This window comes from Enterococcus pseudoavium NBRC 100491, from assembly GCF_001544295.1.
Taxonomy (GTDB): domain Bacteria; phylum Bacillota; class Bacilli; order Lactobacillales; family Enterococcaceae; genus Enterococcus_A; species Enterococcus_A pseudoavium.
In genome coordinates, this window is record NZ_BCQF01000043.1 from 1 (window position 1) to 12,118 (window position 12,118).

Annotated in this window: 12 protein-coding genes and 1 other annotated feature; all 12 genes read left to right on the forward strand. The window is 41.1% G+C overall.

Going from position 1 to position 12,118, the window contains the following annotated elements:
- Nucleotides 1-412 precede the first annotated feature (412 nt).
- The 12 genes from EP1_RS12800 (at nt 413) to EP1_RS12860 (ending at nt 12,050) form a co-directional block, all read left to right on the forward strand.
- Nucleotides 413-1,612 (forward strand): FtsW/RodA/SpoVE family cell cycle protein, encoded by a 1,200-nt coding sequence (locus EP1_RS12800; RefSeq protein ID WP_067628156.1) that lies wholly within the window; start codon nt 413-415, stop codon nt 1,610-1,612.
- Entirely contained in the window at nt 1,605-1,967 is a 363-nt protein-coding gene (locus EP1_RS12805) for an arsenate reductase family protein (protein WP_067628160.1), read from the forward strand. The genes EP1_RS12800 and EP1_RS12805 overlap by 8 nt, the downstream gene beginning before the upstream one ends.
- 102 nt (nt 1,968-2,069) lie before the next feature.
- On the forward strand, nt 2,070-2,402 hold the full coding sequence (locus tag EP1_RS12810) for a glycine cleavage system H family protein (protein ID WP_067628163.1): 333 nt from the start codon (nt 2,070-2,072) through the stop codon (nt 2,400-2,402).
- A 62-nt stretch (nt 2,403-2,464) separates the two neighbouring features.
- Nucleotides 2,465-2,718: a binding site (T-box leader), on the forward strand.
- An 88-nt stretch (nt 2,719-2,806) separates the two neighbouring features.
- Nucleotides 2,807-3,841 carry a methionine ABC transporter ATP-binding protein gene (locus EP1_RS12815; RefSeq protein WP_067628166.1) on the forward strand — a complete coding sequence of 345 codons (1,035 nt, stop codon included), beginning with the start codon at nt 2,807-2,809 and terminating at the stop codon, nt 3,839-3,841.
- Nucleotides 3,834-4,520 (forward strand): methionine ABC transporter permease, encoded by a 687-nt coding sequence (locus EP1_RS12820; RefSeq protein WP_067628169.1) that lies wholly within the window; start codon nt 3,834-3,836, stop codon nt 4,518-4,520. Before EP1_RS12815 ends, EP1_RS12820 begins: the two co-directional genes overlap by 8 nt.
- 65 nt (nt 4,521-4,585) lie before the next feature.
- A complete protein-coding gene (locus EP1_RS12825) occupies nt 4,586-5,431 on the forward strand; it encodes a MetQ/NlpA family ABC transporter substrate-binding protein (protein WP_067628172.1) in 846 nt (281 codons plus the stop codon).
- A 235-nt stretch (nt 5,432-5,666) separates the two neighbouring features.
- Complete coding sequence (sufC, locus tag EP1_RS12830) at nt 5,667-6,437, forward strand: Fe-S cluster assembly ATPase SufC (RefSeq protein ID WP_067628175.1); 771 nt, start codon at nt 5,667-5,669, stop codon at nt 6,435-6,437.
- Nucleotides 6,438-6,450: 13 nt separating this feature from the next.
- Nucleotides 6,451-7,728, forward strand: coding sequence for a Fe-S cluster assembly protein SufD (gene sufD / locus EP1_RS12835; RefSeq protein ID WP_067628178.1), 1,278 nt, complete (start codon nt 6,451-6,453; stop codon nt 7,726-7,728).
- Nucleotides 7,728-8,963, forward strand: coding sequence for a cysteine desulfurase (locus EP1_RS12840; protein WP_067628181.1), 1,236 nt, complete (start codon nt 7,728-7,730; stop codon nt 8,961-8,963). The genes sufD and EP1_RS12840 overlap by 1 nt, the downstream gene beginning before the upstream one ends.
- On the forward strand, nt 8,950-9,423 hold the full coding sequence (gene sufU, locus EP1_RS12845) for a Fe-S cluster assembly sulfur transfer protein SufU (RefSeq protein ID WP_067628185.1): 474 nt from the start codon (nt 8,950-8,952) through the stop codon (nt 9,421-9,423). The genes EP1_RS12840 and sufU overlap by 14 nt, the downstream gene beginning before the upstream one ends.
- A gap of 127 nt (nt 9,424-9,550) precedes the next feature.
- On the forward strand, nt 9,551-10,945 hold the full coding sequence (gene sufB / locus EP1_RS12850; RefSeq protein WP_067628188.1) for a Fe-S cluster assembly protein SufB: 1,395 nt from the start codon (nt 9,551-9,553) through the stop codon (nt 10,943-10,945).
- A 385-nt stretch (nt 10,946-11,330) separates the two neighbouring features.
- The gene (locus tag EP1_RS12860; protein ID WP_067628193.1) at nt 11,331-12,050 is read left to right on the forward strand and encodes a hypothetical protein; all 720 of its coding nucleotides are present in this window, start codon (nt 11,331-11,333) and stop codon (nt 12,048-12,050) included.
- The last annotated feature ends 68 nt before the right edge of the window (nt 12,051-12,118 follow it).

A 12,118-nucleotide genomic window follows, 5' to 3' on the forward strand; every position in this document is an offset into this window, starting at 1 on the left:
TTTTTTCTTCAATTTTGTTATGGTCGCTAACACTGGAACGTTAGCCGACAAATTCAAGAAATTTTCTAAAAATATTTGGAGCTTTTGTGGTACCGTTATTTGTGACGGTTTTATTCCATCAAAAAAATGAAAATGACTTGTAATAGAAGAAGCACGATTTAAGTCAGCGTTTTATCAAATACCAAAATACTTGTTGGGCGTTCTTATTTATTATGGAGAATTGGAACTCCGGGAGGTTTCTGATTGTCTGGTTGTTCAGTTTGCTAGAGTTGATTATTTAGAGAAGGATCGATTTCTTACGGCAAGATCTCCAAGAAGAATAAAGTTTTTTCAAAGTCAGCGATGGCGGCTTTTCTTTAAGCAGAGAAGCGTCTATAATGAGACGAGTATATTGGTGGAAAAGGGATGAAAAATGGATAGATTAAGAAGAAATAATGATAATGATAGCCGCATTGATTACGGCATCATTTTACCTGTTTTTATATTATGTTTGATTGGACTGCTTTCTCTGTACGTAGCCTTGAGCCACGATCCAAGAGATCCCAATATTTTTCGTAGCTTAGTGATGCAGACCGTCTGGTATGTTGTGGGAGCTTTGGCGATTGTCGTAATCATTCATTTCGATGCGAAACTGTTGTGGCGTTTGACGCCGTTTCTCTATGTGATCGGTTTAGCCGTCATGTTGGCATTATTAAAATATTATGATCCGACGCTCGCTGCTTCGACGGGTTCCAAAAACTGGTTTAAGTTTGGAACATTAACGTTCCAGCCCTCTGAATTAATGAAGATTGCGTATATCTTGATGATGGCGTTAACGATTACTAAGCATAATGTAACAAACAAACTTCATACGTTGAAAAACGATTTGGTACTGATTGGCAAGTTGTTGTTGGTGACGATCCCGGTTTTAGTTTTAGTCTTGGCCCAAAAGGATTTCGGGACAATGTTGGTCTTTCTGGCAATTTTTGCAGGAATGTTCTTGATTTCTGGAATTTCTTGGCTGATCGTCATACCAGTAATTGCCTTAGCTGCAGTGGTTGGGATTTCGTTAATTTTATTAGTCGCAACGGATACTGGTAGAGAAATGCTAACCCATCTCGGTTTCAAAAATTACCAATTTGCGCGGATTGACTCATGGTTAGAACCATTCCATGATCCGCAAGGGGAAAGTTTCCAATTAGCCCATGCGTTGATGGCAATCGGTTCTGGTGGCTTGTTTGGAACGGGTTATAATGTCAGCCATGTGTATGTGCCGGTTCGAGAATCAGATATGATTTTTACGGTAATCGGGGAGAATTTTGGTTTTGTTGGTGGCGCTTTTGTTATTCTGATTTATTTTATTTTGATTTATCGGATGATTCGGTTAAGCTTTGATATGAACAATGAGTTTTATGCTTATATCGCATCGGGGATTGTGATGATGATGCTGTTCCATGTCTTTGAAAACATTGGGGCGAATATCGGATTGTTACCGTTGACTGGGATTCCGTTACCGTTTATTAGTCAGGGAGGATCATCAATTCTAGGAAATATGATTGGGATTGGTTTGATTTTATCGATGCGTTATCAAAGTGCCGACAAACAACCTGTAAGGAGGACACGCCGTGCTTAAATTTTATTGGTATCCTAAATGTTCCACTTGTCGTAAAGCCAAAGCTTGGTTGGATCAGGCGGGCATCGATTATGAAACGATTGATTTGATTCAGGAGACACCATCAACCGCTGATTTTGAAAACTGGCTGACGACCAGTGAATTGCCGATTCGACGCTTTTTCAATACAAGCGGGATCAAGTATCGTGAGCTAGGGTTAAAAGATCAAATGGCTGATTTATCGATCAAAGAGGCCAGTGAATTATTAGCCAGTGATGGGATGTTGGTGAAGCGCCCATTACTGATTAAAGACGATCAGTTTCTAATCAATGGCTTTAAAGAAGCAGACTACGAAAGCTATCAGGCTAACTTTTAGCGCAAGGTCAGCAGATAAAAAGATTTGTTAAAGTTAATCAGAGAAGTCATTTTTCTTTGGAAAAATGGCTTCCTTAATAGGAAAAAGGAGCGTTTCAAACAAATGAGTTACTTGAAAAAAAATGATGGTTTATGGATCTTACATAATGACAAAGACTATTGCATGGGTTTGACAGCTGAAATGGCGGAAACCTTAGGTGAAGTGACGTTTATTTCGTTACCGAAAATTGGTCAAACGGTTAAATCCGGTGAGCCATTGCTAGAAATCGAAGCAGAAAAAGCGGTGCAAGAATTTAAAAGCCCTTTGACCGGCGTGGTTGCTTCAATCAATGAAAAGGTGGCTGCTGATCCAGCCGCATTGAATGTTGAAGAAGAACTAGATGCTTGGATTTTATCTTTACGTGAAATTGATGAAACCGAGTTTGAAAATTTATAAAATTTTTTTCACTTGATGTTTGACAAGAGAAATTCCGCCTGATATAATTCTTTCATACACATGAGAAAGCGATGAAAAGAAAAGTACATCTGATTAAAGTACAAAGAGAGCTCCGGTATGCTGAAAAGGGGTTACGGCAATGAGATGGAAAATGGTCTTTGAGCAGGATCGACGAGATTGAAAAATCAAGGCGATCACGGGAGTGCCCGTTATAGCACCTCAGTATGCGCAATACGCAAGTACTGGTAGAGGTTGTGATCGTGAGGTCAGAACAAAATTAGGTGGTAACACGAAAGTCAAAGCTTTCGTCCTAAATGTACATTCGTACATTTTTTAGGACGGAAGCTTTTTTGTTCGTCACACTTTTCAATGAATCATTCGTTAATTAGAAAGGGAGTAGTTACATGGTTTTGATTGAGTTAAATCAAGTGGGGAAAAGTTTTGCCGGCAAAACAGGACCAATCCACGCAGTCAATGGAATCAATTTAGCAATTGAAGAAAAAGATGTTTACGGAATCGTTGGGTATTCTGGAGCAGGAAAGAGTACCCTAGTTCGATTATTGAACGGGTTAGAAACGCCGACGAGTGGAGAGGTAGTCGTCAATGGTGAAGATGTCGCTACCTTGCAAGGTGCGACGTTGAGAAACTTCCGGAAAAAAGTTGGAATGATCTTTCAACATTTCAATCTATTATGGTCAAGGACGGTCATCGAGAATATTCAATTACCATTAGAGTTGGCGGGTGTAGCAAAAGATCAACGTCAAAAAAAGGCAGAAGAGTTATTAAACTTAGTGGGCCTTGATGGCAGAGGGGACGCCTATCCAGCTCAATTATCCGGCGGGCAAAAGCAACGGGTTGGAATTGCCAGAGCATTAGCTAACGATCCGGACATTTTATTATGTGATGAAGCTACCAGTGCCTTGGACCCGCAAACAACGGAAGAAGTTTTAGAATTACTTGCTAACATCAATCAGCAACTAGGTTTAACGATTGTGTTGATCACCCACGAAATGAATGTAATCCGTAAAATCTGTAATAAGGTCGCTGTGATGGAATTAGGAAAAATCGTCGAAGAAGGTTCTGTTCGCGAAGTCTTCCGCCATCCACAACAGGAAGTGACCAAGCTTTTTGTTCAGCAAGATCTTGAACCAAAAGCTGATCCATCTGATTTATTGCAAGAATTTATCAAAGAGAATCCGACTGGAACATTAGCGACCCTGCACTTTTTAGAAAATAATGCCAATGAACCGGTCGTCTCTCAAGCGATTCGCGAATTTCCGATCAATATCAGTATTGTCTATGGAAATATTGAACGTGCAACCGGGAGTTCATTCGGTACCTTGACCGTGCAGCTAACCGGAGATGCCAAAGACATTGATCAGGCGCTTGCGTTCATCGAGAGTCAACAAGTTGGAGTGGAGGTGTTGCATCGTGGATAAAAGCTTTTCAGAAACATATTTAAATTTCCAGCAAGTATCGTGGGATACGCTAAAAGAAGCCATCAATGATACCTTGTTCATGACGGTTATCTCGATGCTGATCGTGTTTGTTCTAGGGTTATTATTGGGACTACTGCTTTATTCTTTGGGACGAAAGCATACGACTGCACGGAGTGTCTTATATGGTTTGGTTTCGATCCTCAGCAATATTTTTCGTTCCACACCGTTTATGATCTTGATGGTTTTGATCATTCCATTTACGAAAGCGTTAGTCGGAACTATGTTGGGTGCCAAAGCAGCGATCCCCGCATTAGTCTTATCGGCCGCACCATTTTATGCACGTTTAGTTGAGATCGCTTTTCGCGAAGTTGACTCCGGAGTTTTAGAAGCGGCCGATGCGATGGGGGCGAGCTATTTCCAGACCATCTATAAAGTATTGATTCCAGAAAGTCTGCCGGCTTTGATCTCAGGCTTGACAGTTACGTCGGTCTCGATGATTGGTTTCACTGCCATGGCTGGTGCGATTGGCGCAGGCGGGTTAGGCGCGTTGGCTTGGCAAGAAGGTTATCAACGGGGAAATTACACTGTCACACTGGTGGCGACCGTGATTATTTTAATTATTGTCTTCATCGTTCAAGGCATCGGAGATTTCTTAACGAAGAAAACAGATAAGCGTTAGCAATATTGGGAGTACAGAATTTATTCTTAAAAAATAAAGCAATAAAAATTTAGGAGGAAATATCAATGAAAAAGAAAATTTTAGGTTTTGCAGCGGTAGCATTATTAACAATCGGCTTGGCAGCTTGCGGGAGCAGCAACGATTCAGCATCTTCAGACAGCAGTAGCAAGGAAAAAAACAATACATTAGTTGTGGGTGCTTCACCAACCCCTCATGCGGAAATTTTAGAACATGTAAAACCTTTGCTTGAAAAAGAGGGCGTGAATTTAGAAATCAAAAAATTTGATGACTACGTTTTACCAAACAAAGCGTTAGCCGATAAAGATATCGATGCGAACTACTTCCAACATAAACCTTTCTTTGATAAGGCAGTCAAGGAGAACGACTACAAATTCACCGATGCTGGTGCAATTCACATCGAACCAATGGGTTTATATTCTAAAAAAATTAAAGATATTAAAGATCTAAAAGACGGTGCAACAATCATTACATCGAGTTCAGAGTCTGACTGGGGCCGAATCATCACGATCTTACAAGATGCAGGTTTGGTTAAAGTTAAAGAGGGTGTTGATTTAGAAACAGCGACTTTTGATGACATTGCAGAAAATCCTAAGAAGTTGAAATTCGATCATTCCATTGATCCAGCATTATTGGCAACGACCTATAGTAATGATGAAGGTGATCTAGTTGCGATCAATGCCAATTTCGCTTATGGTGCCGGCTTGAATCCGGTAAAAGATTCTGTGTTACTTGAAAAAGATACTTCGCCATATGCGAATATCATTGCTGTCCGCACAGCAGATAAAGATGATGACCGCATCAAGAAATTAATCAAAGTCTTACATGAAAAAGATGTTCAAGACTGGATCTTAGAAAAATGGGACGGTTCAGTAAAACCAGTTGAAAAATAAATTTATATGTAAGGGTGTGGCTTCGGTCATACCCTTTTTTCGTCATATTGAGGAGAATGATGGCTTTCTAAAAAAATTGGTCAGAAATGCCGATAGGAGAAGTAAACTAGTTGAATTTATAATAATTCTAAATAAAGAAGGATTTTATGGAAGAAAATAGGTGAATCGGTTTGTATTCCATTCTCATTTAGATTAAAATGTGTGAGAACGAGAAAAAAATTTTGGAGGTACTTTCATGTCAGTTTTAGAAATCAAAGACTTGCACGTAGCCATAGAAGATAAAGAAATTTTAAAAGGTGTTAATTTAGTAATGAAGACTGGCGAGATCCACGCCATCATGGGACCAAACGGGACGGGGAAATCTACTTTATCCGCTGCGATCATGGGCAATCCCAATTATGAAGTCACAAAAGGCGAAATTCTTTTTGATGGCAAAAATATTTTAGACCTAGAAGTCGATGAACGTGCCCGTCTAGGCTTGTTCTTAGCGATGCAATACCCAAGCGAAATCCCCGGAATCAGTAATGCTGAATTCATGCGGGCAGCGATCAACGCGCGGCGTGCGGAAGATGACAAAATTTCTGTCATGCAGTTCTTAAAAAAATTAGATAAAAAAATGGATCTGTTGAACATGCCAGAAGAAATGGCTGAACGCTATTTAAATGAAGGGTTTTCTGGTGGTGAAAAGAAACGCAATGAAATCTTACAATTGTTAATGATTGAACCAACTTTTGCGATCTTAGATGAAATCGACTCAGGGTTAGATATTGATGCATTGAAAGTTGTTGCAAAAGGAATCAATGAAATGCGCGGGGATGACTTTGGTGCCTTGATTATCACCCACTACCAACGTCTCTTAAATTATATTGTGCCAGATGTGGTGCACATTATGATGGACGGTCGAGTGGTCTTGACTGGCGATGCAGAGTTAGCAAAACGTCTAGAAGCTGAAGGCTATGCAGGAATCTCTGCTGAATTAGGTATTGACTACAAAGAAGAAGTTTAGGAGGGCAAGATAGATGAAAAAATGGACAGAATATCTTGACGCCGTAAAAACTTACTCTGCTGAATGGGCCGAACCAGAATGGATGACCGATTTGCGGGTCAATGCGTTAAGTAAAATCGACGAGTTGCCATTACCGGTGATTGAAAAAGTCAAATTTGCTCGTTGGAATCTATACAATGTGAAGCCTGAACATCAAGCAGTAGCTGGAACGATCCCAAGTTTTGATCAAATGAAGGACAATCCCATGGTGGTTCAAGCAGGTGAATCGACAATTTTTGAACAAATTTCACCGGAATTAGTCGAAAAAGGTGTCATTTTCACCGACTTAGTGACTGCGTTGCAAGAGCATCCAGAATTAGTTAAAGAATATTACATGACGAAAGCCGTGCCGGTTGAAGAAAATTCATTGACAGCTTTACATGCGGCCTTTATGAACAACGGGGTTTTCTTATACGTACCGAAAAATGTCGTAATTACTGAACCGTTAGAAAGTTTATTCTTGCATAATGGTGATGAAGACGCTCATTTCTTCAAACATGTCTTGATCGTCGCGGAAGACAATAGCGAGTTTTCTTACTTGGAACGCTTTGATTCACATGGAGCTGCGGCGAAGAAACTTTCGGGAAATGTAGTTGTTGAAGTGATTACAAAACCAGGCGCGCGGGTGAAATTCTCAGCAGTTGATTCATTGGGTGCGAACATTGCGACTTACATGAACCGTCGCGGTTACTTGATGCGCGATTCGATGATTGATTGGGCACTAGGAATCATGAATGACGGCAATGTCATCGCGGATTTTGATTCTGACTTAGTGGGTGAAGGCTCTCATTCAGAAGTCAAAATCGTAGCCATCAGCGACGGCAAACAAATTCAAGGAATCGATACTCGGGTAACCAATAAAGCGCCCCATACGATTGGGCACATTTTACAGCACGGTGTGATCTTAGAGAAATCAACCTTGACCTTCAACGGAATCGGGCATATCTTAAAAGGTGCAAAGGGTGCCGATGCGCAGCAAGAAAGTCGTGTGCTGATGTTGTCTGAAAAATCGCGCGGTGATGCCAATCCGATCCTTTTGATTGATGAAAATGAAGTGACTGCCGGACACGCAGCCAGCGTTGGCCGGGTCGATCCAGATGAACTTTTCTACTTAATGAGTCGCGGCCTAGAAAAAGCCGCAGCTGAACGTTTAGTTATCCGTGGATTCTTAGGACCTGTGATTACTGCTATTCCAGTCAAAGCGACTCAAGAGCAGCTAATCGCTACGATCGAAGGGAAGTTGAATAAATAATGAGGGATTTTTCGACGATTAGAAACGATTTTCCGATTCTTTTCCAAGAAGTAAATGATGAACCGTTAGTTTATTTAGATAATGCAGCCACTACCCAAAAACCAACGCAAGTCTTAGATGTGTTGCGCCATTATTATGAACATGACAATGCCAATGTTCACCGCGGTGTGCATACGTTAGCTGAGCGGGCGACGGAAGACTATGAAAATAGCCGTGAAAAAGTTCGAACTTTTATCAATGCGCAGGAAACAGCGGAAGTTCTATTTACCCGCGGAACTACGACTGGCTTGAATTGGTTGGCCCGCAGTTATGGCGATGCTTTCATTAAGGAAGGCGATGAGATCGTCATTTCTTACATGGAACACCATTCCAATATTATTCCGTGGCAGCAATTAGCGGAACGCAAAGGGGCCACCTTACGGTACTTGCCATTAACGGATGAAGGTTTCCTTGATATGACCGCTGCAAAAGAAATCATCAACGAAAAAACAGCGATTGTCTCGTTGGCCTATGTCTCTAATGTGCTAGGTGTCATTAATCCAATCAATGAGTTAGCAAAAATGGCTCACGCCCATGATGCAGTGATGATCGTGGACGGCGCGCAAGCCGCACCGCATATGACGGTCGATGTCCAAGCGTTGGATGTAGATTTCTTTGCCTTTAGCGGTCATAAGATGTGTGGACCAACAGGAATCGGTGTCTTATATGGCAAACGCCAATGGTTAGAACAAATGGAGCCAGTCGAATTTGGCGGTGAGATGATTGATTTCGTGAATCTTTACGACAGTACTTGGAAAGAATTGCCTTGGAAATTCGAGGCCGGTACGCCGAATATTGCTGGGGCCATCGCATTGGGGGCAGCGATTGATTACTTGAATGAGATTGGGATGGAAACGATTCATCAATACGAACAAGAATTGGTTGACTATGTCTTACCTAAATTACATGAGATCGGTGGCGTCACAACTTACGGCCCACAAGATCCTAAAGATCATACGGGCGTGATTGCTTTTAATCTAGAGGGCATCCATCCCCATGATGTGGCGACCGCGCTAGATATGGAAGGGATTGCGGTTCGGGCCGGCCACCATTGTGCACAACCCTTAATGAACTATTTGAATCTGCCAGCGACGGCGCGGGCCAGCTTCTATTTCTACAATACGAAAGAAGACGCGGACCGTTTGATCGAAGCAATTCAGGCGACGAAGGAGTTTTTCAAAGATGGCGCTATCTAAATTAGATAATTTATATCGGCAAGTAATCTTGGATCATTCTTCTCATCCGCATCATCGCGGCAAACTGAATGAGTCTATGCAAACAATCGAGATGAACAATCCCACCTGCGGTGATGTGATCGAACTGGAATTAATCCTGAAAGACGACATCATTACAGATATCGCATTTTCCGGCAGTGGTTGTTCGATTTCAACCGCGAGTGCATCCATGATGACTGACGCTGTGATCGGCAAGCCGGTTTCAGAAGCTGAACATTTAGCAGTGATTTTTGCCCAAATGGTTCAAGGCAATGAGATTCCTGAAAAGGATGAAGAAGCCTTAGGTGATGCGGCGATGCTCAGCGGGGTCGCAAAATTCCCCGCCCGGATCAAATGCTCGACCTTAGCATGGAAAGCCTTAGGCAAAGCGCTAACTAGCGAACAAGGCAAAGCCACTGAAGGACAATTTCATAAAGATTAATCGATGAGGATGCCAGTTCTACTTTCTGCTTTAGCAGATTTAGTAGAATGGTATACGGCATGAGAATCAAACTTATTTTTCTGTAGGGAAAATAAATACATTAATACGAATAAGGAGCGGGGAATACATGAGTGTACCTGAAATGCAAGAGGAATATCAATATGGCTTCCACGATGATATCGAACCCGTCTTTACCACGGGTGAAGGTCTATCGGAAGAAGTTATTCGCGAAATCTCCCGCGCAAAAGGAGAACCAGAATGGATGTTGGATTTCCGTTTGAAATCGTTAGAAACATTCAAAAAATTAGAAATGCCTGGTTACGGACCCGATTTGTCCGAATTGGATTACGATAAAATCAACTACTTCATTCGTTCAAGCGACAAACCAGCTCGCGATTGGGACGATGTACCAGAAGAAATCAAGACAACTTTTGAACGCCTAGGGATTCCTGAAGCAGAACGTGCCTACTTGGCCGGCGCTTCTGCCCAATACGAATCAGAAGTGGTGTATCACAATATGAAAGACGAGTTCACCAAATTAGGCATCGTCTTCACCGATACTGATTCAGCTTTGAAAGAATATCCTGAATTATTTAAAGAATACTTTGGTACATTAGTACCACCATCAGACAACAAATTAGCAGCGCTAAACTCAGCGGCTTGGTCTGGGGGAACCTTTATCTATGTACCAAAAGGTGTGAAGACCGATATCCCGATCCAGTCTTATTTCCGAATTAACTCGGCAAACACTGGTCAGTTCGAGCGGACACTGATCATCGTTGACGAAGGTGCCAGCATCAACTATGTTGAAGGCTGTACTGCACCAACGTATTCTTCTGACAGTTTGCATGCCGCAGTCGTAGAAGTTTTCGTAAAAAAAGACGGCTATTGCCGCTATACGACGATTCAAAACTGGTCAAACAACGTTTATAGCTTGGAAACCAAACGTGGACAAGCCCAAGAAAACGCGACAATGGAATGGGTCGACGGAAACTTGGGATCAAAAGTAACCATGAAATACCCGAGTGTGTACATGGAAGGCAAAGGCGCCCGCGGTACCATGCTATCGATCGCTGTAGCCGGCAAAAACATCGTGCTAGATAACGGTGCCCGCATGATCCATAATGCACCAAACACATCCAGCTCGATCGTTTCAAAATCCATCGCCAAAGATGGCGGCGCAGTCGACTACCGCGGAACCGTCCGTTTCGGTCGGAACAGCGCTGGCTCATTCAGCCACATCGAGTGCGATACAATCATCATGGATGATCAATCAAGTTCGGATACGATCCCATACAACGAAATCTTGAATGGGAATGTTTCTTTAGAACACGAAGCAAAGGTTTCAAAAATCTCCGAAGAACAATTGTACTATTTAATGAGTCGTGGAATCTCTGAACAAGAAGCGACCGAAATGATCGTTATGGGATTCGTTGAACCATTTACTAAAGAATTACCAATGGAATACGCTGTGGAGTTGAACCGTCTGATTCAGTATGAGATGGAAGGTTCTGTGGGGTAAAACTCAAATAATTGCTCGAAATGATGATATTCTAACATTTCGAGCTTTTTTTGAATTCAAATTGGATTATATGAAGAATTGCTTGAAAATAGCCATCAACGTCATTGCCTCAATCAGGCAATGGCGTTTTTCTGTCGTGCTTTTAAGTGAAAAAGAAAAATTTTTAGCAGGTCTTTATTAAATGAAGGATAAATGATATAATAAAAAAAGTTATCTAATGAAATTTAAGCAACAATTATTATAAATAAATAATTTTAATAATTATATATGTATAAAATAATCGTTTAATGTCAGATAAATGGATGAAGGGGGCGAACGGACTTATTTTTAAGGGGTTGTGAGAAAAAAATAAGGAGAAACATTCAATTTGAATGTGTGGTGAAAAATGATTTCAGAAAAACAAAAACAGTTGATCGTTGCTTTAGGAGTTTTATTGGTAGGCGAAGTGATGGCTGTAATCAGTATTGGGTTGATTTATTTTAACAAAGATTTTTTCAGCGGACATATTAATGTCATAAAAACTTTTATCAATGCGTCAACGGCTTTCTTTGGCTGCTTCTTTTCTTTTTTAGCGGCGTTGCTGATGTTTCAATTTTTGAAATATCATGAAAAGCAAAAGGAAGTCAAGCGAACAACACGCTTGTATAAAAAGTTGAAAAAAGAATACAGAAACAATTATGCTGTGTTGATAGATTTAGGCAAGGAAATTACCAATGGTTCAACTGAACTGGCGAAGTTATTAAGAGAAAATCAAAAGATTCGCGAGTTATTCGTTCTAGCGGTCTATCGTTTAGATTTTGTGATGTATGATAGTTACTATCATATGACCGATTGGCAGCCGATCCACGTAAATGAAAAACATAGCGAAAGGTATTTGGAGCTATTCGAGCAGAGTCACCAAATCGAATATTTATGCCAGGCCATCGTAGAGAACAAGATCAGTACAGAAGAAAGTCTAAGACAGTTGTTAGTCTTGATCACGCAAAAGATTGATTGTCTGCATCAGCGTCAAACTGTGCTAGATTTAAAGGAACAGCCAGTTGAATTGGACAGTGAATATGTCTTAGAGACAGAGCCAGCTGGTGTTGAGATGGTGCAGGAATAATGGAAAAAAAGAGACCTTTTTTGAAAGGGTCTCTTTTTTTATAGGTAAATTTCTACGTACATATAGAA